At 29.4% G+C, this 21,188-nt stretch carries 16 protein-coding genes; 10 read left to right on the top strand and 6 right to left on the bottom strand.

What is annotated here, in order from left to right; genetic code table 11:
* Positions 1-15: 15 nt before the first annotated feature.
* Positions 16-354: a DUF6660 family protein gene (locus BMX53_RS13120; RefSeq protein ID WP_074746841.1), complete on the bottom strand. Its 339-nt coding sequence runs from the start codon at positions 352-354 to the stop codon at positions 16-18.
* Between the two features lie 300 nt (positions 355-654).
* Between BMX53_RS13120 and BMX53_RS13115 the strand changes: the two genes are divergently transcribed.
* Complete coding sequence (locus tag BMX53_RS13115; protein ID WP_074746839.1) at positions 655-2,601, top strand: heavy metal translocating P-type ATPase; 1,947 nt, start codon at positions 655-657, stop codon at positions 2,599-2,601.
* Between the two features lie 20 nt (positions 2,602-2,621).
* On the opposite strand, the gene BMX53_RS13110 is transcribed toward BMX53_RS13115, so the two are convergent.
* Positions 2,622-3,461 carry an RteC domain-containing protein gene (locus BMX53_RS13110; RefSeq protein ID WP_074746837.1) on the bottom strand — a complete coding sequence of 280 codons (840 nt, stop codon included), beginning with the start codon at positions 3,459-3,461 and terminating at the stop codon, positions 2,622-2,624.
* 196 nt (positions 3,462-3,657) lie between these two features.
* On the opposite strand from BMX53_RS13110, the gene BMX53_RS13105 reads away from it, so the two are divergent.
* The 6 genes from BMX53_RS13105 (at position 3,658) to BMX53_RS13080 (ending at position 7,942) form a co-directional block, all read left to right on the top strand.
* A complete protein-coding gene (locus tag BMX53_RS13105) occupies positions 3,658-3,981 on the top strand; it encodes a hypothetical protein (protein ID WP_074746863.1) in 324 nt (107 codons plus the stop codon).
* Complete coding sequence (locus BMX53_RS13100) at positions 3,982-4,617, top strand: hypothetical protein (RefSeq protein WP_074746835.1); 636 nt, start codon at positions 3,982-3,984, stop codon at positions 4,615-4,617. It abuts the gene before it with no gap.
* A complete protein-coding gene (locus BMX53_RS13095) occupies positions 4,602-5,372 on the top strand; it encodes a sensor histidine kinase (RefSeq protein ID WP_074746833.1) in 771 nt (256 codons plus the stop codon). Before BMX53_RS13100 ends, BMX53_RS13095 begins: the two co-directional genes overlap by 16 nt.
* On the top strand, positions 5,362-6,006 hold the full coding sequence (locus tag BMX53_RS13090) for a response regulator transcription factor (RefSeq protein WP_074746831.1): 645 nt from the start codon (positions 5,362-5,364) through the stop codon (positions 6,004-6,006). Before BMX53_RS13095 ends, BMX53_RS13090 begins: the two co-directional genes overlap by 11 nt.
* An 87-nt stretch (positions 6,007-6,093) precedes the next feature.
* Complete coding sequence (locus tag BMX53_RS13085) at positions 6,094-7,587, top strand: DoxX family protein (RefSeq protein ID WP_074746829.1); 1,494 nt, start codon at positions 6,094-6,096, stop codon at positions 7,585-7,587.
* Between the two features lie 52 nt (positions 7,588-7,639).
* Positions 7,640-7,942: a DUF6520 family protein gene (locus BMX53_RS13080; RefSeq protein ID WP_074746827.1), complete on the top strand. Its 303-nt coding sequence runs from the start codon at positions 7,640-7,642 to the stop codon at positions 7,940-7,942.
* 34 nt (positions 7,943-7,976) lie between these two features.
* On the opposite strand, the gene BMX53_RS13075 is transcribed toward BMX53_RS13080, so the two are convergent.
* The 3 genes from BMX53_RS13075 to BMX53_RS13065 are packed head-to-tail and all read right to left on the bottom strand — an operon-like array spanning position 7,977 to position 14,884.
* Positions 7,977-10,445, bottom strand: a complete 2,469-nt coding sequence (locus tag BMX53_RS13075) for an alpha/beta hydrolase family protein (RefSeq protein WP_074746825.1) — start codon at positions 10,443-10,445, stop codon at positions 7,977-7,979.
* The gene (locus BMX53_RS13070; RefSeq protein ID WP_074746823.1) at positions 10,435-11,814 is read right to left on the bottom strand and encodes a RagB/SusD family nutrient uptake outer membrane protein; all 1,380 of its coding nucleotides are present in this window, start codon (positions 11,812-11,814) and stop codon (positions 10,435-10,437) included. The genes BMX53_RS13075 and BMX53_RS13070 overlap by 11 nt, the downstream gene beginning before the upstream one ends.
* A gap of 10 nt (positions 11,815-11,824) precedes the next feature.
* Entirely contained in the window at positions 11,825-14,884 is a 3,060-nt protein-coding gene (locus BMX53_RS13065; protein ID WP_074746821.1) for a SusC/RagA family TonB-linked outer membrane protein, read from the bottom strand.
* A 1,498-nt stretch (positions 14,885-16,382) separates the two neighbouring features.
* Between BMX53_RS13065 and BMX53_RS13060 the strand changes: the two genes are divergently transcribed.
* Genes BMX53_RS13060 through BMX53_RS13050 form a run of 3 tightly spaced genes read left to right on the top strand, consistent with a single transcriptional unit; the run spans position 16,383 to position 20,416 of the window.
* The gene (locus tag BMX53_RS13060) at positions 16,383-16,781 is read left to right on the top strand and encodes a hypothetical protein (RefSeq protein ID WP_074746819.1); all 399 of its coding nucleotides are present in this window, start codon (positions 16,383-16,385) and stop codon (positions 16,779-16,781) included.
* Positions 16,782-16,824: 43 nt separating this feature from the next.
* Positions 16,825-18,120, top strand: a complete 1,296-nt coding sequence (locus BMX53_RS13055; protein WP_074746818.1) for a putative phage abortive infection protein — start codon at positions 16,825-16,827, stop codon at positions 18,118-18,120.
* A gap of 4 nt (positions 18,121-18,124) precedes the next feature.
* Positions 18,125-20,416, top strand: a complete 2,292-nt coding sequence (locus tag BMX53_RS13050; RefSeq protein ID WP_074746816.1) for a DUF262 domain-containing protein — start codon at positions 18,125-18,127, stop codon at positions 20,414-20,416.
* 150 nt (positions 20,417-20,566) lie between these two features.
* Here the strand turns inward: BMX53_RS13050 and BMX53_RS13045 are convergent, their stop codons facing one another.
* Entirely contained in the window at positions 20,567-21,184 is a 618-nt protein-coding gene (locus tag BMX53_RS13045) for an NADAR family protein (protein ID WP_074746814.1), read from the bottom strand.
* Positions 21,185-21,188: the final 4 nt, after the last annotated feature.

The raw sequence follows: 21,188 nt of genomic DNA, 5'->3' as shown, positions 1-21,188 counted from the left end.
TATAAATACTTTAATTTAGGACATGATCTTTGGTGGTTGCCAAATAGTTAAATCAATTTTCTCAATTTTTTTATCAAAATATAAAGGAGTTTTATTAAAAGAAAATAAAACTGTTGTAGTAATAGGGAGAGTAAATATTGTTGTACTATAAATTATCGTACAACAAATACATGTACACAAAGGAGAGCACATATCTATTGTAGCAATAGATTGATCAGAGGCGTTACCTTCTTGTGTTATAAGTTTTTCTACTTGGGTAGTATTCACAAAATATCTATCAGCACAAGGATACTGTGTAAATGCTACAATAAGTGTAAGCATCAAAATAGATAATATTTTTTGTAAAACTTTCATAGTGTAAAAGTACGTATTTTAACATGAATAATTTAATTAATATTTATTTTTTATGTTATTTGCAACTCTGTTGCAAAGTTATATTAAAAAATAATTTGATTTATATAGATAAAAAAACAAATTATTTAAATAGTTTTGTTTTTAATCATAAATAAAATGATATTTTGAAATAAAAATAACTTTATCGATGTTTTTTGATTTTTTTTATTAAAATGCAATACCATTGCAAAGAATTAATTTATTTTTTTAGATAAAAGGTAACTTTATATCTTTGTTTAATAACTTCAAAAAACATTAATTATGAGTGCCAAAAAAAATGTAAAACAAAAGAGTAAAGATCACAATCACTCAAGTAATGATGGGCATGATCACAACCATGAAGGTAATAATATGATAAAGCTTGTAATTTTTAGTTTAGTGATGTTCTTCAGTGGAATTACAATGGGGAATATTTTAAAATTAGAGTGGTTTGTCAATAATCAATTACTTCAATTCGTTTGGTATGCAATAGCTTATTTACCTGTTGGTTTTCCAGTCTTAAAACAAGCTGTCGTATTATTAATACAAAAACGTGAATTCTTTAATGAGTTTACTTTAATGGGAGTAGCTACTTTAGGAGCCTTTTTTATTAATGAATATGCAGAAGGAGTAGCTGTTATGATATTCTATACGATAGGGGAAATATTTCAAGAAAATGCTGTTAATAGAGCTAAGAGTAACATTAAGGCGCTACTTGATATTCGTCCAAATGAAGCCACTGTATTTCGCAATAATCAATATATAGTTGTAAATCCAGAAGAGGTAGTTATTGGAGAAATAGTACAAGTAAAGGTTGGGGAGAAAATTCCTTTAGATGGAGAATTAATCACTAATAAAGGAAGCTTTAATACTGCTGCATTAACTGGGGAGAGTAAACCTTCTACTTACGAAAAAGGAGAAACAGTATTAACTGGTATGATTAATTTACAAAATGTAATTGAGGTTAAAACAACTAAACTATACCAAGATAGTTCTCTGGCTAAAATTTTGGAAATGGTTCAAGAAGCAAGTACTCGCAAAGCTCCAACAGAACTATATATTAGAAAATTTGCTAAGATATATACACCTATTGTATTCTTTTTAGCTATTGCTTTAACTGTTATTCCTTATTTCATTTTAGGTAGTGAATATATTTTTACTCAATGGTTAGAACGTACTTTAGTATTTTTAGTTATTTCTTGTCCATGTGCTTTAGTTATTTCTGTTCCATTAGGTTATTTTGGTGGTATTGGTGCAGCTTCAAGAAATGGTATTCTTTTCAAGGGGTCTAATTTCTTAGAGTTAATGGCTAAATTAGATATTGTAGTAATGGATAAGACAGGTACTTTGACTGAGGGGGTATTTAAGGTACAGAAAGTCGAAACTAACATAGAACAAAGTGTTTTTGTACAAATTGTTTCTGCTATAGAAAAACAATCTACTCATCCTATAGCTAAAGCTATTGTCGATGCTTATCCAACAGAAAAAATAGCTGAAGAAGTACATGAAATTTCAGGTAAAGGATTGATAGGTAAAGTGGATGGTCAAACTATTTTAGTTGGAAATACAGCTTTATTAAAACAATTCAACATTATTTATCCACAAGAGATTGATTCTATAGTAGAAAGTATTGTCGTGGTAGCAATAGAAAATAATTATGCAGGATATATAACTATAGCAGATCAAATTAAAGCAGATGCCAAACAAGCAATTGTCAGTATGAAAGCAATAGGTGTTGAGCAAACTGTAATGCTTAGTGGGGATAAGGATAGCATTACCCAGAAAGTAGCAAAAGAAACAAATATTGATTTTGCTATGGGAGGATTACTTCCTGAAGGAAAAGTAGAACAAGTAGAGAAACTTAAAAGAGAGAATCCTAATAAATCGTTAGCCTTTGTAGGAGATGGTATTAATGATGCTCCTGTGTTAGCATTAAGTGATGTAGGGATAGCAATGGGTGGATTAGGTAGTGATGCTGCTATTGAAACTGCTGATGTTGTTATTCAAACTGATCAACCCTCTAAAATTGCGACTGCAATGCTCATTGGGAAAAAGACACGCCAGATTGTAATTCAAAATATAGCCTTGGCACTAATTGTTAAAGTAATTGTCTTGATCTTAGGAGCAGGAGGTATTGCAACAATGTGGGAAGCTGTATTTGCAGATGTTGGAGTGGCCTTAGTAGCTATATTAAATGCTGTTCGTATTCAAAAAATGGAATTCAAATAATAAATAAAGAAGGTTGGTATTTACCAACCTTCTTTATTCATATATTCCTCTAACACTTCCTTTAGTTTATCTAAATAACACGTTTTGGATTTAGCTCTTGTTTTCATCCGATGAAAGGCATGATGTATATCCAAAAGCTTTATACCAAAAACTTGTTGAAACAACACCGCTATTTTGCGTATTTCCCCTTTCCCATTGTTAATTGACCCTGATAGATAAAGTGCGTAGATAAGTTCTATAAGAGCGTTTTGAGACTCTGACCATACTAAGTTAGATGAAGATATTGAATTGTTGCCAATATCATATTCTTGTATTTTCTCATGAAGATAATTCTGAAGTAAGTCATGAGCTATTATACGAGCTATTTTATAATCATAATAGGTGGAGAAAAGAGCATCTATTTCAAAGATAAAACTGTTTATACCGATGAGTAAATCTGTTTTACCAAGGGTAAAGTACTCGATGTCTTTATCTGTTCTATTTGCATTATAGTATTTATAAAATTCATTGTGAGCAAAATACTTCTTATACTCAAGGTTTAATTCTTGTAGATGTTTATGATAGTATTTATTCTTAACAACAATATCTATTGGGCAACTTGTTTCTATAGAATAGAGTTTGTTGTAAAAGATTAGTTTACCTAAGACTTGAGGCTTAATTACTTTAAAAAAATCAATTTCGTCTATTTGATTTTTGAACCCCACTTGAAGTATTTCTTGTTTTAGATTTATAAGTAGTAATCTTAAAAATTGAATCATTTCGTAAGCTTTTGAAATAGAAGTCGAGTCAATTAAGTTTAGTTCAATTTCCTTTGATTCGATTGTTTTCAATACACCTTTGTAAAGAGCGTTTTGTGTCATAGTTGTTGAGTTTAGGTTGGTTAATTATAGACACATCTACTTGGAAAAAATCTTTTGTTAGTAGCCCTTTTAAAATAAAACAATACTTCTTTTAAAATCAATACGTAAAAACACGGTAAATATGCGGAAAACACGTATTGTTTATTATTTGAAAATTGTAAACATTTACAAGATTAACTTTTAAATGTTTAGCTTTATGGAGATTAACAAAAAATCAGGCACAGTAATTAGCCTTGAAAAGGCAATTGAACTAACAAATTCTTATCAAGAAAGTAATCCAGAAAAACCTAATAGTTATTTTGTAGGTCTTGATAAGATTAATGAGCTATTACAACAAAATGGAAATATTGGATTGCGAATTTATCCAGGATTAGATCCTCAAAGTAATCAGAACAATATGGTTTTAGTTGCAGTAGACCAAGAGGGAGAAGATTTAACTAATGGAATTATGCTTGATGAGCTTATCACATGTCCACCCATGTGTCCTAAAAAGCCAACCAAGCTTATAAAAAGTAAGTAGATGATTTATTATGTACTCTTATATGTAACGCTATTAACAGGTCTTTTTCCTCTAATTATGTTTATAGGAAAAGGAAATCATTTAAATAAACAGAACAATTATGTTTTGCCTCTTATTCTGTTAATTGCAGTTTCTTCTATATATGAGTATGTAGTTAGTGGTGTATTGAAAATAAGCGTTATTCCTTGGTATCAAATACATTCATTATTAGAGTTTTTAGCTTTATACTATCTTTTTATAAAATTAATTGTACAAAGACCTAAATGGTTTTTTCTAACCTTTTTAGGTCTTTTTCTATTGATCTATGTTTATTCTTTTTTCTGTTTGGAAGAAGATTCAGCTTTCTTAGCTAAGAGCATCAACAAGTCTTTTTTGACTTTGTTTATAATGTGGTGTAGTTTTTTATGGGTAAAACAAATCTTTGATCAAAAGACGATTTTAAGTCTATATAAGGAGAGTAGTTTATATGTAGTTATGGGGCTATTTTTCTATTATAGTACTACAATTTCACTCTTTATGTTATCGAGTTATATCTATAATAACGACATCTATTTTAATGATTACTGGTTAGTAAATATCATAGCAAGTCTGATTCTTAGAATCATCTTATCAATTGGTGTATGGAAAATGAAATAAAGTTATTTTTTTGGCTTGGGACTTTTATTATGATTTCCCTTGTCATTATCGTGATTATCCTTGTGATTGTTTATCAGAAGAATTTAAACAAGTATCGCAATGATCAGTTAAAACAACAACTTAGAAATAATTTGATTGTTGAACATAAAGAAAGAGCAAGAATAGCTAAGGAGCTACACGATGGGCTTTGTGGAGATTTAGCAGCTTTGAAAAATTTCATTGATGTTATAGAACTTAGTCAAGATAAGGACTTGATTAAAAATACGATATCAGATCTACAGAAAAGTGTTTTATTGTGTTATGATGAGGCTGTTAGAGTGAGTTATAATCTATCACCTGTTTTGATTAAGGATAATCCAATTAGCATCATATTAGATAATTACTTAACTAGGATATCAAGAGCAACAAGTATAAAGATGTCTTTTAAATCTGATAAACAAACATTTGCTTTAAGTGAATTAGTAAGATTAGAACTCTATAGAATAGTCCAGGAGCTAATCCAAAATATTATTAAGCATAGCAAGGCGACTTATGCCATATTAGAACTGAAATGGACGGATAATCAATTAGTATTATCTATAACTGATAATGGAGTTATATATGATTTTAATGCTGATTTAAAAGGGCAGGATGTTGGCTTAGGGCTTAGCAATATTAAGACAAGAGTACAACAAATTAAAGCAGATTTCACTCATCAAAGAAAACAAGAGAGTAATGTTATCACATTAAAAATAAATAATAAATATGAAAATTAAAGTAGGAATAGTAGATGACCACAAACTTTTTAGAACAAGTTTTGGTTTGCTTTTATCTCAGTTGGATGGAGTAGAAGTAGTGTTTCAATGCTCTAATGGTATAGAGCTATTTGAGGTGTTAAAAACTAAAATGGTAGATATTCTATTTTTAGATATTCAAATGCCAATTATGGATGGTTTTGAGATAACTCCTAAACTCAATGAAAGGTACCCAAATTTAAAAATACTTATTCTTAGTAGTTTTAATGATCCTTATACTATAGAGAGAATGCTTAAATACAATATTGCAGGATATCTAACAAAGAATGCAGGACAGTCTCAAATAAAAAAAGCTATTTTCAATGTATATGAAGATGGAGTTTACTATGATAGTCAAATTAGGGGTATAGTAAAACACTTACAAGATTCGGATTATAAAAAGGATGCTGGTTTAACTCAGAAGGAGATAGAGATAATTAAACTATTTGTTAAACAGTACAGTGGAAGAGAGATAGCAGAAAAACTTCATTTAAGTGTTAGAACTGTGGAGAAGCACAAAGAGATTATTATGCAAAAAACTGGAGCAAATAACTTCATAGGAGCTGTTGCTTATGCTATTATTAGACACTATATAACAGAAGATGATCTTCTTTAGAAGATAAACTACTAAAATTACGTAAAAATACGTATTGTTTTGAAAATTAGTGATTTGTAGTTTTGGTTATCCCAAAATGCAAATACTATGAAAGCCAAATTCTCTCTTATTGTACAATACTTTTTTGTATTACTTTTTGTTTATGCTGCCATAAGCAAACTTATCACATTTGATACATTTCAGGTTCAACTTACTCAGTCCCCACTATTAAGCGCTTATGCCAGTATAATAGCCTATTTGGTTATTATTGTTGAACTTGTTATTGCACTACTTTTAACATTAAAACAAACCAAAACAGTAGGTCTGTATCTCAGTTACGGATTAATGGTAGCTTTTACCATTTATATCTATCTGATATTAAACTACAGTGATTTTATTCCTTGTTCTTGTGGAGGTATACTTGAAAAGATGGGATGGAGGGAGCATCTTTGGTTTAATATCATTGTATGTATTTTGGGATTATTAGCTATTTACTTTCAAGAAAATGATAAAGTGAATAATAAAACAAATAAAAAGCGTTTTATTTTATCTTCTATATTACTGACTATACTAAGCATAGGTGTTGTTATTCTTCTTTTTCTATCTTCAGAACACATCATTAAAAAAGAAAATCCCTTTATAAGAAGGTATTTACCTCATGCAGTAATCGAGGATCAAACTCTTGACTTACAAGTGAATTCTTTTTACTTTTCAGGTTACCACCATGACACTATATATCTTGGTAATTATACCGCTCCACTTCGTTATATATCTATTGATCAACAATTTCAAAGACAAGATTTTAAGATTCAGATTGATTCCTTACATCTACCTTATAGCCAGTTAAAACTTAAAACAATATACCCTTATTTTTACTTAGCTGACGGGACTATTTCCATAGTATTTAAAGGAAGATTAGACAATCAAAATAAACAACAACCCACAGAGATGCTAAGCTACAAACAGGTTTATTTTTTAGACTTTACTCCAATAGATTCCACTACTATTGCCTTTAAAGGGCAAAGTAGCAAGAACTACCAAAACGTACTTGGTATAATAGATCAAAATACTACGACTAAAGTAAAACTCAATTCTAATCTACTGCAAAGTGATTCAGATGGAGTCTTTGATACAGATGGCGTAATGAGTTATAGTAAAGAAAATAAGCAACTAATCTACACGTATTATTATAAGAATCAGTTTATTCAAACAGATCAAAAACTAAATCTACTAAACAGACAAAACACGATAGATACAACTAAAACCCAAAGTATCACTTCAGCTAAATTATCAACAGGAGAAAACAAAATGACTTCTCCTATAAAAGCTATTAATTCAAAGGTTATAACTTATCGCAATCTCTTGTTTATAGTATCAAATTCGATGGGACAGAATGAATCCCAAAAGATGTGGAAACAAGCCAGTATTGTAGATGTGTATGACTTTACAAGTAACAGTTATATTGGAAGCTTTTACATCAACCACCTAGGGGAAGATAAGCTATCTGATCTAATTGTTACAGACCATTATCTCTATGGTCTATTTGACAAGAACCTTGTTCGTTACAAATTGGCCAGATCGCTAACAAGCAAGTTTCAGTAAGGTTTAGCTCAACCTTAAAAAAAGCTAACCAATTTTTAAAAACATTAAAGTCATGAGAAAATTTTTAAAATCAGCAGGTTTGCCAATCGGAGTATTCGCGCTTGCTATCGGTAGTGCATTTGCAACAAATGCAATGAAAGATGTTCAGCTAAATTCTACTGACCGTATAGGTCATTATGAATTAGATTCAGAGAATGAGTTTTCATGTGTTCAAACAAATATCACTTGTTCAACAATAAGTGATGGTCCAATTTGTACATGGTACGACGCTGTGAATAACCAGGAACGAACTCTTTATGAGAAAGATGAGTTAACAATGCAATGTCCAACTGTATTGTATCAAAAACAACCTTAATAGAAAAGCTGTCTCCTTGCGGAGACAGCTTGTTTTAATTTATACCTTGTTTAATCCAATTTATATCTTTTGTGTCTTTAAGGAAATAGGATAGCCAATTAAGAGATCTTATTGTTAAGTCTTTTTGGTTGGTTTTATCAGCTAGACTATGTCCATCTTTAGTGTAAAATAGAGCGATAGCTTGTTTATTATAACGCCTTAATGCACCATATAAGTTCATAGTGTGTCTCCAAGGTACGTTTTCATCAAGATTCCCAGCCCATAATAGGATCGGAGTTTGAATATTTTGTGAGTAGTAGATAGGAGAGTTTGCAAAGTATTCCTTAGGCTTCTCTGCATAAGGTGCTTTTAACTTGTATTGAGCGTCTTCTATTTTTGCATAACTCATTCTATTTAAGTAGTAGTTAAAACCATAGCTATCTACTATTAATTCCGAACGTGAGGATCCACTAATAGCTACTTTAAAGATATCAACTTGTGTAATTATATAATTAACTAGATATCCTCCAAAGGATTGTCCCATTATTCCAAGGTTTTCACTGTCAATTTGTTTTACTTTTTTTTGTACTTCTTGTATTGCTGCCTCAACGCATTCTAAAGCTGTAACTCCTGGACCTTTCTCACTAACATAAGTATCAGGTTCAAATACAAAATAACCTTGTTCAGTAAGTAATGCGCTGTTATATCCTGTATCATTTTCAAGCTTAGGAATCCTAAATAGATTTTGTAAATGATTTTGAGTCTCATATAAATGGGTAATCATAGGATATTTTTTTAATTCTGAAAAGTTCTTAGGGTAATAGAGTATTCCTTTAAGTTGTTTACCTTGAACTGTCTTGAATTCAATAATCATTTGTCTTCTCCAATTAAATAAAGAATCAGGAATAGAACTAGTTTTTACTATGCTTAGTTGCTTGTCTTTATAAGAATTTAATTTATAAGACATATTATAGTTTTCGGTTAAAAAACTAACCTGTTCTTTCTGATTAGACCATAACACCTGAGTAATTCTATCTGAAGTAGCCTCTATGATTGGTTTAATGGTATTGTTTTTATCTAGTACGTGTAATGAACTTGTGTTATTACTTATGTCTAAGGTTTTTATTATTATTGGTTTATTTAAGTTGACTACTGTATTTGGCTTGAAGCTTTCGTTTAGGTTTGGGAAGGATTGATGGTTTAGAATATTGATTTTTAAATCATTAATCGCTTCATTATTAGTTAATTTACTTAATTGATGGCTAGTGGTATCAAATAACCAAAGATTTGAATTATTAGTGATTAATACTTTGTTAGGATTTGTAGTCCAATAAAAATCTTGCTGGTTTTCTAAATTATCAATAGTTGTAGTCTTATTGTTGTTTAAGTTGTACAGATGCCATTTGTTATTAGACTTATAGGCAAATTTATTTGTATCATTTGAAATTGTCAAAGCATAATTACTTAGAGAGTCTAATAGCTTACTGTTTGTGTTTTTAAGAATATTATGTTTGTATAGTGATACAGTAGAGCTGTTTTTACTATAATCTTTATGTGCTTTAGAATCATAGGTTAGATACTCATCGTTATTAATAAACCTTATAATTTCATTGTCTATTATTGGAGTTGTTTGTCTGTTATCTATGTTATATAATTGATTTTGGACAACAAAATTATCTCCCTTTAGAGTGTTTTTTTTAGCCTCTAAATTGTAATCATTAGTATACCAAATATCTACTATTGGACTTTGTGTTTTATGTAAGTAAAGGTATTTTATCAGGATATTATTATTGGCCACAAATTCATAAGTGGTATTTATTAAGTTTAGACTTTGTTTTGTGGGTTCAATTTTAAAATAAGTCTTCTTTTTTAAATCAATATGTATTACCTCATTTCTGGTTGTCTTAACCATAAGATGATTCTGCTTATCGTTCCATATTGGATTGGATAAGGTATCTAGTTTAAAAGAACCAATTAAAGATGAGGTTTTAAGATTTTTAAGATCTAATGAGAAGAATTGATCGCCTTGTAAATAAACCATTTGCTGCTTTGCAGGAGATATAAAGAATTGATTTATTGATTTTTGTTCCCATATTTTATCAATGTTACTTGATGTATTAAGAAGTAATGCAGTTTTTTGATCAGTTAGAATAAAGATTCTATTGTTAGCTATTATTTCAAAAGAACTTACCTGATCTATTACCGTCTGTTTATAATTTTGTAGATTAACAATATAGAGCTGATTTTTCTTTTGATAGGCTATCTTTATATCATCTATAAAATAGATAAAACCTGTGTTTTCAAAACAGATTTCTTTTTTTGTATCTGCATTACTTATACATCTTTTTATGAGTTCATTATTTGTTTCTTGTGTAATTAACCATTTCCCACTATTAGAAATACTAATGTTTTGTAGTTTTGACCAAAGGGGACTAATACTTATAGAGTCTACTTGAGCCTTTGAGTTAGAAAAGCTTAAAAGTAGAATTAGGTAAATTACTTTCTTTAAAAGATTAGTATCCATCATTTTGAGGTAATAGATTATTATTTAATGATATTTCCTTTTCAGGATAGGGCAAGAGTCTGTGATTAGTTTTCCAATTAGGTTTAACCTTATTTAAGATATGGAGTTGGTTATTTCTTTTGAGATCAAAGAAGCGGTGTCCTTGTTCTGTAAAGAATTCTTTTTGACTTTCCATAAGCATTTCTTTTATACACTCTTCTTTAGTTAAAGTGTTTGGTAGAAGTGATATATTGGCTCTTTTTCTAAAAAGGTTCAAATATTTTATAGCCTCAATTGTATTGTTTTGATGTATCAATGATTCAATTAAAACAAAGTAAGCTTGCTCAACACGAAATACAATAGAATATTCATCTGTATTATTGGAAATATTCTTGTATTTATAACTGTGATAAAAGGTTTTATTATTACCACTTACTTCCCTTATCCAGTTTTTAAGGCGTAGATCATTAGTAGAAAAACTATTGATCAGATCCTGGCTTAGAGCGTGATCTGTGGGTGGAGTTATATTAAAATAGTAGGTTCTTGCCTCCCAAGTACTAAGACCTGAATTACTAGGCATAAGTTGCCAAATTGTACTCTTAGCATTGTTTTTAAATACTTTTGTTATATCTGTTTCTAAGGTAAATAATGAATTTGATGTAATTAAAGAACTTAAGTTCTGTGCCAAATCATATTTGTGCTGAAGTAAATAGTTTTGAGCCAATAGAAGCTCTGCAGCAGCTTTATTGGGATAAATCCTATTTGGTTTCTCAAATGTAGCATCTAAACTGGTTAAGCTGTGCTTTAAATCTAATTCGATTAAGCTAAGCACTTGTAAATAGGGTGTTTTTTTAATAGTTGTATTTGATTGATAATCGATTGTCGTAGTATAAGGAATGTCTCCAAATAGTTGTACAAGATTTTGATAGTAAATAGACCTTAGTAATAAGGCCTTTGCGATTAAAGGATCTTTGTCATTTGTATTTAAATGCTTTGACAGACTAACTCCTTGTATAAAGGCATTAATAGCATATATGTTTTTGTAAGAACTGTTCCAAAGAGAGTTAATAGTTGGATTATTTGCTCTAATTGAATTATTAAAAATATCAAAAGTTCCTAGATTAGAATTTATCTCACTAAAACTTGTTAGTTCATCAGTATACATTGACATAACAGTACCTAAACCAGTGCCTTGTCCTGTAAAAATGGAAGCATCACGAAAATTTGCGTACAAGGTTGCTAATGCAGCTTTTGTTGTAGAGATATCTTGATAGATATCATCAGTACCCATTTGATTGTTTGGCATATCTACTTGGATAGCACTTTCACAAGAAGTGCTTATTACTGAAAGTGCAAATAGATATAGTATAAATAGATGTTTAGTTTTCATGTTTAGCTTTTTAAAGAGTTAGTTGTAATCCAAAAGAGAATGTTCTTAGAACAGGAAGGTTTCCTGGGTATATATTCTCAGGGTCCATTCCAAAATAGTTTGTAAAGGTTAACAAGTTTTGACCTTGTGCATACAGACGTAATCTTGCTTTTGATAATGGGAGATCATACCAAATATTAAGATTTTTTAGGCGTAAATAGGAAGCATCACTTATAGCGTGATCACTTTCTTGAATACGTAAGAAATTGTTTAGAACATCACCTTTCATACCTGTTGAAAAGTATGGAAACTCAGCATTTGGATTGTTTATAGAGAAACTATTTAAGACTTCTATTGGTTGGTTTCTTGCCACACCTGGTAGAATCATTCGTTGAAAGTAGTTATAGCCTCTTTGTTTAACAAATTGAAATAAAAAATCGATTCCAAAATTTTTATAACTAATGCTATTTGATATTCCACCATGATATTTTACATTAACTTCCTGTATGCTCTGTTTATCCTCTAAAGGGGTTATTTTACCATCTTGATTATAATCTTTAAACTTAAATTGACCTGTTGTAGGATCAATACCTTCGTAGTGATATAGTTTTACAACACCTATTGATTTACCTATGACATATCTATTTGCATATGTGGAGTTTTCAAGATCAGGAAAAGAAATAAGTTTGTTCTTTGGAAAAGAAATATTAAAGCTTGTAGTCCATTTCCAAGAAGGAGATTTAATATTATTGGTATTTAATGTAAACTCCCATCCTGAATTTTCTACTGTAGCGGCTGAGTTATTTATAATTTGATCAAACCCAGTTGTATACGGTAGAGGAGTACCTAGTAATTGGTTAGATGATCTGTTGTTATAGTATGCTATACTTGAGTTTATTGTTGAATTAAATAAACTCAGTTCCATTGCTATTTCTGCTTTGGTTGTCTTTTCCCAACTGAAATTAGGGTTATATAATCTTGATGGAATAAAGCCAACAATATTATCATACTTTGCCGAACCAGTAGAATAAGTATCTAAGTATTGGTAATCTCCAATTTGATCACTACCTGTTATACCATAACTTGTTCTTATTTTTCCAAGGTCTAACCAAGAGATATCTTTTAAGACAGATTCTTCTGAGAATAACCAAGCCGCACCAATAGCTCCGAAATTACCAAACTTATAGTTGTCTCCAAAACGTGAAGAACCGTCTCTTCTTCCTGTAAGATTGATAATATATTTATTGTCATAAGTATAATTGAATCTTGTAAATGATCCTGAGTATTTATACTGCGTGTCAGTTAACTGACGAATAGATTGAGTACTAGCACTTGCTATATTGGTTATTTGTGAATTAGAAGGAAATCCATAACCATATAGATGTATAGCAGTTCGATTACTTGTTTGATAGGTTGTACCAATTAAAAAATTAAGACGATGTTTTCCATACTCTTTTGTCCATGATATTTGAGGTTCTAAAATATATGATTTAGAATTGGTATATGAAATTTGAGCTGTTGAATGAGCACTTGTTCTACCTAAGTTAGGATTATTTACGGTATGAGGGGTTAAATGACTTTCGTTGAAATTATTTGTCGCTAATCCACTATTCAGTATTAAACTAATGTTATTGTGTAATTGATAGCTAATATTAGTATTGAAAACAAAAGCTGTATTTTCATAATTATAACTTGCTTGTAATGCCGCTAAGGGATTGTTAAATGTTCCATTTTCCCAATTCAAAGTACCATCTTCTTTGTATAATTTTGGAGCATTAGGAGCTAGACTTAATGCTGTTGATGTAAGATCAGTTTGTATGAGTTCATTCTTTTGCCTTGAGTAGGTTGTTGCTGTTGCTATTTTTAGCTTATCTGTTGTATGATTAAAGGTAAAGCTTATATTATCTCTTTTAAAACCTTTATCTACTGGAAAAACAGTTGTTTGTTTATTGTGAGAAGCATTTAAGTTAAAGGATGTATTTTCACTCCCTCCACTTAAACCTAGTTCAGTATTGGTTGTAGTAGCGGTACCTCCAATAAGTTCTTTTTGCCAATCTGTATATCTGTTTCTATCCCATGTTCCATTTATATCATAAGCGTTAGTAGGGTAAGTAGTAATGTTATCATTAATAAAGGCTTGTTCTCTCATTTGCAAGTACTGCTGAGTGTTTAATAACTTGGCAAAGTTTACTACTTTACTATTGGCAAGATAGTTTGAGAAGGTTAGTCTTACTTTTCCTTTTTTTCCTTTTTTGGTTGTTATTAAAACTACACCATTAGCTCCTTTTGAGCCATATATAGCTGTAGCATCTGCATCTTTTAAAATCTCGATACTTTCTATATCATTAGGATTAATTGAATTAAGAGGGTTATTGTGACCTTGTAGTAAAATAGTAGCAGATAATCCTGTACTTGAACTTCGGTCACTTGGCATATGTATACCATCAATTACATATAAAGGCACATTTGCCATAAATTGGTTTGTGTTGCTTTGTAGACTGTTTTTACCACGTATTTGTATATCAATAGAGCTACCAGGAACACCTGATAATTGAGTGATACTAACTCCTGCAATTCTTCCTTGTATAGCTTGCAAAGGATTAGTTACTGGCTGAAATTCAATGTCTTTAGCAGTTACACGAGCAATACTTCCCGTGCGCTCACGATCCTTAACGCTGTAATACCCTGCATTAACTACAATTTCATCAAGGGTACTATTATCTTCACTAAGCGTAATATTAAGTGAACTGCCACCAGAATACACAATAGACTGATCTTTATAACCCATCATCGAAAAGGTTATCTTATCACCATAGGTAATATAGGTGGTGTATTTTCCATCTAAATCAGTTGTAACTACTTTAGTCCCAACTGTCACTATAACACCACCAAGAGCACCAAAGGAATCTTTTACCGTTCCTGATAGTTTTATAGTTGGTTTTTGTTTTGTATCTTGTTGCAAATCAGATACACTAAAAAACAAATGTTTATCATTTGATACGGCATAGATTGGACTGCTTAACAAACCAACAAAAAAGAGTAGCGGTATAGCCTTCCTACAACCAAAAAAGGTTAAAATTTGAGTTTTCATAATGTTTATAATTGATTTTGATATAAATGCTTTTCAATCATTAAGATTCTTATTGCCGTAGTACTTAAACAAGCCTATATCAAAAGGTTAGTTAATTGGTAATATTTAATTCATACATATTTTTATAAAAACTATCCCCAAGCTCTAAAGCACGTCTCCCAAAATGCAAACTAGAGCAAAGGGATAGTCATGGACTTATAGCATGACTTAAAATCCCTTTAAGCCATCCTATTTCTTTGTTTTGTTTAAAATGCTCACTAAGGACTAAGCCTACATTAACCAACCTAAGCTAAAGCCCTACAGTAAGCGGTTTTTCTCCATAATTAAATAGTTTTACAAGTGATTAATAGATTATTAAATAAACAGTAGGAGACTTATTTCATAGCTTTTTTCCTTACTAACTAATCCATATTGCCTAAACTTATTATGTGTGAATTAAAGGCAATAATTATCCTGTACGCATCTAAAAACTGTTTTTAGACCTAGCGTAAAATGTGTTATAACTCTAACTAAATAGGTAATAGGGTAGCCATCTAACATTAAAGAGTTAATGTCAAATCAATCTACATCGATAAGGTTTAGTTAAACTAAAGTTTAATCATAGGCTAAATGTGAGTTTAGTTACTACTTGTTTGTTGTTTAATAAAATGTAATAATTGAAAAAATCTCGAATAGAATCATTCGATAAGTCCATTAAGGATAGATAAGGTATTGCAAGCATTCATTAATACAACGAACACTAAACAAATCCTCCTTTGTTTTAAACCTCTATATACCTAATTGGGAGACGGTATGAATAAAGGTTGCAGTATGTTTTAAGTATAGAGTAGGTCATAAAAAAACATTAAACTCTAATACTTTTATTCTCTTGGATAGTCCAGTACAAAGTACTGAACTATCTCATTTTGTCACCTTTTAATCAAATTAAGTTGTGCTTTACGGTTTTCCTCTTGGAAAACATAAAGAAAGGATTTACTTTTAGAGTGCGAATCAAAAAAGAAAAAACAATCTTACTTAAAACAAAAACTTTAAGTCAAGGTAACCAAAGAATGAATCAAGCAATCACTTCCTTTTTTCATTCCATTTATTCTATGAGAACAATTTAATTTTCAACCCCTCATCTAATAACAACTCTTTTCTTCTAAGAATCGCATCAGCGAAGTATTAAAATAAAAAATCGCTCACATAAATTATATGAACGATGTTTTTATAGTATGATAAATCAAACCTTGTAAAAAAGCAAGGAGCGGCTCACACTTTAGACCCCGGGCTGACCACCCACCTAAAGCATACGTGAGTACCGCCCCAGTGCTATTACAAAAGTAAGAAACTTTTTTGCATGGAGCGACATCACGATCTTCTTGGTATTTGAAATGGTCAGTTTCGGGTCAAGAAAACATCGTTAATTAAGTCATTAAGACAGAATTATCATTTAATTAATAATTCAAATATAGTTATAAAATTCGTATCAAACACGAATTTTTTAAATAAATAAACCATGGCACGAAAAAACAAAACAGAAAATAAATTAAAAAACAGGATTAAGGAAGTAATAAAAGAAGAAGGAGTCTCAGCTATCCTCGTCGGATTGTGGGTTGATGTTAACAAAGCGACAGTAAGTGCTTGGAATAGTAATAGTTCACAACCAACTGATAAGAATTTAAATATGATTGGTGAATTATTTGAAATTGATAATAGAATGCTATTAGATCCACAAGTACGTATTAAAACAGGACTAGCTCAAGCTTTACAGAAAGAACTAGATAGACTTACTAAAATAGAGAAAATCCCTATTTATACAGAAAAAATAGATATAAAAACGGGTAAAAAAGTGAAAGCTAATAATGATGAACTAGTGTTAGCTTTAAAGAAATTTGCAGAAGAATTTAAAAAGTAAGGTAAATAATTGTAGTTAGATTTATACTAAATAGATATTAAATATGGGAAACAATAAACCAGAGGATGAGAGTACGTTTTTCTCTGAGAAAACAGGTAAAATAATTTCATTGTTTGGATTGGTAGTAATAGTCCTAACTATTTTAGTTTATTTAATTTTTGGTGACTGGAAGTTTTCAAAGATACCTGACGAATCAATAATAGGGCAATTTGGAGATTTTATTGGTGGATTTATTGGAAGTATGTTCTCATTAGCAGGTGTAATATTGTTTTATGTAGCTCTAAAAGAACAAAGGAAAGATATTTCTATAAATCAAGAAAATATTAGGTTGCAAACATCAGCCTTGGAACAGCAAGTAAATGAATTTCAGGCTCAGAAAACAGAGTTAGAAGAGACAAGAAAAGTATATGAGGAGCAAACACTCTTAATCCGTGAGCAAACAAACTTATATAGACAACAAAATAAGGAATTAAAAGAACAGTCTAATACAGCAAGGGTTCAACAATTTGATTCTAGCTTTTTTTCTTACTTAAATATATTCAATGAATTTAGGGATTCTTTGGATAAAAAATGTGATTCAGGTAATTTTTTTAGTGAAATTTTTAGTGAAATAAAAGGAAAAGATATACAAGATAATGATAAAATTGAGGATGTTTTGCAGAACATATGTGATGTATATCTTGAGGTGTTTAATTTGTATAGAAATAATTTATCACCGTATTTCAAAACCTTATATAGAATAATGGTATTGATAGATACTTCAAATATAGACGACTATAAAAAAAATGAGTATTTTAAGTTATTAAGGTCGCAATTGTCAGATGTTGAATTACTAGTTTTAAATTATAATTATCATACTGATTTTGGGCTTAATGTAAGAACGTTGATTATAAAATATAATTTTTTAAAACATATAAATTTGTTTGATAAACTAGAATTCAATTTTGATATACCAGCATTGACAAAAAATCAATTACAGATATTCTTGGGAAGAAATGGAAATATAATTATTGAAGGTATTAATGATTTTAAGAATATAGAAAGCACAGAAGATATAAATAGATCATATCAAATTTATACTCTAGGTTTAGATGTGAAAGTTAAATTACAAATTAATAATGTATTTAATTTTTCTATTGTATTTTTAAACCAGGAATTTGGTCAACAAAATTATCTACATACAGATTTGATAAAAAAAATTATCAAAAGACATTTATATACAATTTTATATATGTCTAAATATATTAAAGGTAATGAAGAGGAAATTTTATTTTCAAAAATTGAAAAGGAAGAAGAAATAGAGTTTCTATTTCAGATTAATAATGTAGAAAGTCTATAATAATATGTATAGTTTAACAGAAAATAGTTTTTTAAATATTTTTAAAGGTAGTCTTAAGATTACACCTAGAACCATCTCGATAAAAACTTTATTGAGTGAAAGAAATTTGCGTAGAATTAATTACAAACCTTATTATCAACGTAATTACGTTTGGGATAATGTAAAACAAACTTTTTTTATAGAAAGTGTACTTTTAGGGACAGAAATCCCTCCACTTATTTTATTTAAATCAGGTTCAAGTATTGAAGTGATTGATGGTAGACAAAGATTTGAAACACTAAAGAGATTTATAGAAAATGATTTTTCTTTAATAGATCGTGGTCTATTATCATTGCCAGCCCTTGCAAAACAAAATTTTAATAAACTAAAAGATGAAATAAAAGAAATCTTTTGGAACTCTAATATTAGAGTTTATGAGTTTGAGGTTATTGTTGGAATAGATTCTAATTTAGAAGATAAAATAAAAAAAGAGATTTTTAGGAGGTATAATACAGGTATAACACCTCTAACTTCAATAGAAGTTGATTCAGCTAAATACGATTCAGATAATCTTTCTAATTTATTTGAAAAAGTATTAATTGATGACGATTCTTTTTATGCAAAATTTAAAAAGGCATTTTTTTATAACGATGTTGATAGTATAGAATTAAAAGAAAGGATGATCGATTTTCTTAGAAAATCGTTCGTATTATCACGTTTTCCAATCTCGAGATATGCTCAAGGAAATAGGAGAAATGAAACGTTATCAATTTTATATCAAGCATTTATTAATACAATTGAAGATTTGAAATTGGAGCTAGATCTCTTTAAGAATGAAATAGAAAATGTTTTTGCTATTAATGAATATTTTTTTCAAAAAGGATTAGCCCAAAATAATAGACTAATAAATGAGAGTATCCTTTGGGCAATAAGAATACTTGATCAAGAAGGGATTCCTGTGTTAAGTATGGATTTAAATGAGAAGTTGTATCAACATATTAATTCGAATCTACATATTTATTCGGAGGATAATTCTTTTTATTATAGAAATATAATTGAAAGATTTGAGAATGTAGCTTCCTTTTTTGAAAGTGTATTATCATTTAAGTTTGAACTTTTTATTAAAAGAAACGATTTTACTGAAGATCTGATTAAATTGACTCAGACTGATAAAGATGCAGAAAATGTATTAAGTAATCTTGAAAGCTTGCGCATCAATAAGCCTTCTCCTGTTTCAAAACCAATAGAGGAGATATTATCAGACGTGATAACTTATAAATATTTGATTCGTCCTTCATACCAACGTCAAGAAAGAGTTTCAATCTTAAAGGCATCCGCTATTATAGAAAGTATATTATTAGGGATTAACCTTCCTCCCATATTTATTTATAAACGTAAAGACGGAATTAAAGAGGTAATTGATGGACAGCAAAGACTTTTATCTATTATCGCTTTTTTGGGGAAACAATATATAAATGAAACAAATAATCTTACTTATTCGTCAAATAATAATTTTAAATTAAAAGGTTTGAAAATTTTAGATAAAAATGGAAAGAATTATTCTTCGTTTTCTCCTTTAGAACAAGATAAAATATTAGATTTTGTTATAGATGAAATAGTTATAGAGGAGAATCTTAATAATAATTTTTCAGCAACAGATTTATTTATTAGATTAAATCAAAAACCTTATCCAATAAATAATAATTCATTTGAAATGTGGAATTCTACTGTTGATAATGATGTAATTAATAACATTAAAAAAATTACTGATAAGAGTATAGATTGGTTCTACAATAAGGAAAGAGTATCGGGAAAAACTGATAGAATGGAAAATGAAGAATTAGTAACCATTTTATCGTATTTAGTTTTTCATTTAGAAAAACATAATTCTTATGATAAAGTACTAGGTTTATTTTTGAGGAGTGATAGAATAACTTGTAGGATTAAAAATAAATCTGCTATAACTGATTTTTTAAGTAAATTGGATGAAAATATTTCAGAGAAGGAAATTTTTCTTAATTCTATTACTAAAACAGAAGAATTGATTTGTTTTTTTGGAGAATTGTTTGAGGGACATTTAAAGAAAGATGCAGTTAATGAGTTTTTTAATGTAAAAAACTCTAAGACTTTTAGAAGATCTTATCAAGATTTTTATATTACTTGGTTAGTTATTTATTCTAAATATAAAGTTTGGAATAAAGAAACAATTCGAAGAACGATAGTTGATATGTTGATAGAACTGAAGAATGGTAATAATGTAGAAGTAGATGAAGAATATTTTAATTCATTTAAGAAGCGTTTGGATTCATTATTGTAAGCCATCTTATGTATAGATTTTATATGAGCGAATGTATAACTATATTTTATGATGAAGTGGTACCCATTATAAAAAAAACGTTGTCTGATTAATTATAATCAGACAACGTTTTTTTTAAATGAGTATATTATAATGATAAATACTTAATCTCTAATAGGCATAAATTTCATCCAAATCTTCTATGAAATAAGAATCATTATAAACTTCTCCAATAGGCTTATTAAATAATAAAAATGCAGAAATATCAAGAGGGTATATTACACTTTCCGAGTGTATTTGACCACTCAAAATTTTCTCTCTTAATTCCATTAACAATCGACCAAGTGCATTTACTCCAATTAAAGTATTCTCTCCTGTAGGTTTAGCTCCCCAAATATCATCTTTAACAGAATATTCCACAATTGGAAGATTTCCTGTGCTTAATAAAAGCTCTGAAAATTTCTTATAGTTTTGAATTAATTTTACCTCAAGACTCCATTTCATAATCTTGAATTTCACTTGATCCCAATCTTGTCGTGAATAGTTATTATATTTTCGACTAATCTTTTTGGCATCCATTGGGTTTTCTGTTCTAAAAATCTCTTCTTGAATTGAAGGAAATAATGAAAAACGGAATGCTTGATATAGTAGTTCAGAGCTTTGGATATTTACTTCATTTACAAACAAAGAATATCCTGGAGCCATATTAGATAGCCCACCAAATTTATCACTTGTCTTAGCAAATGTGATAACCTCTTTAGTTTTGTACTCTCTTACTTTAAGATTCATAATA

It is taken from the genome of Myroides marinus, from assembly GCF_900109075.1.
GTDB lineage: Bacteria > Bacteroidota > Bacteroidia > Flavobacteriales > Flavobacteriaceae > Flavobacterium > Flavobacterium marinum_A.
This window is presented reverse-complemented; position numbering and strand designations above follow the sequence as displayed.

What these genes read in the sequence shown, in the direction of transcription:
- BMX53_RS13050 (WP_074746816.1), top strand. Translation starts at nt 18,125, where the DNA reads ATGTATAGTTTAACAGAAAATAGTTTTTTAAATATTTTTAAAGGTAGT.
- BMX53_RS13090 (WP_074746831.1), top strand. Translation starts at nt 5,362, where the DNA reads ATGAAAATTAAAGTAGGAATAGTAGATGACCACAAACTTTTTAGAACA.
- BMX53_RS13105 (WP_074746863.1), top strand. Translation starts at nt 3,658, where the DNA reads ATGGAGATTAACAAAAAATCAGGCACAGTAATTAGCCTTGAAAAGGCA.
- BMX53_RS13120 (WP_074746841.1), bottom strand. Translation starts at nt 354, where the DNA reads ATGAAAGTTTTACAAAAAATATTATCTATTTTGATGCTTACACTTATT.
- BMX53_RS13065 (WP_074746821.1), bottom strand. Translation starts at nt 14,884, where the DNA reads ATGAAAACTCAAATTTTAACCTTTTTTGGTTGTAGGAAGGCTATACCG.
- BMX53_RS13060 (WP_074746819.1), top strand. Translation starts at nt 16,383, where the DNA reads ATGGCACGAAAAAACAAAACAGAAAATAAATTAAAAAACAGGATTAAG.
- BMX53_RS13110 (WP_074746837.1), bottom strand. Translation starts at nt 3,461, where the DNA reads ATGACACAAAACGCTCTTTACAAAGGTGTATTGAAAACAATCGAATCA.
- BMX53_RS13100 (WP_074746835.1), top strand. Translation starts at nt 3,982, where the DNA reads ATGATTTATTATGTACTCTTATATGTAACGCTATTAACAGGTCTTTTT.
- BMX53_RS13115 (WP_074746839.1), top strand. Translation starts at nt 655, where the DNA reads ATGAGTGCCAAAAAAAATGTAAAACAAAAGAGTAAAGATCACAATCAC.
- BMX53_RS13095 (WP_074746833.1), top strand. Translation starts at nt 4,602, where the DNA reads ATGGAAAATGAAATAAAGTTATTTTTTTGGCTTGGGACTTTTATTATG.
- BMX53_RS13085 (WP_074746829.1), top strand. Translation starts at nt 6,094, where the DNA reads ATGAAAGCCAAATTCTCTCTTATTGTACAATACTTTTTTGTATTACTT.
- BMX53_RS13055 (WP_074746818.1), top strand. Translation starts at nt 16,825, where the DNA reads ATGGGAAACAATAAACCAGAGGATGAGAGTACGTTTTTCTCTGAGAAA.
- BMX53_RS13075 (WP_074746825.1), bottom strand. Translation starts at nt 10,445, where the DNA reads ATGGATACTAATCTTTTAAAGAAAGTAATTTACCTAATTCTACTTTTA.
- BMX53_RS13045 (WP_074746814.1), bottom strand. Translation starts at nt 21,184, where the DNA reads ATGAATCTTAAAGTAAGAGAGTACAAAACTAAAGAGGTTATCACATTT.
- BMX53_RS13080 (WP_074746827.1), top strand. Translation starts at nt 7,640, where the DNA reads ATGAGAAAATTTTTAAAATCAGCAGGTTTGCCAATCGGAGTATTCGCG.
- BMX53_RS13070 (WP_074746823.1), bottom strand. Translation starts at nt 11,814, where the DNA reads ATGAAAACTAAACATCTATTTATACTATATCTATTTGCACTTTCAGTA.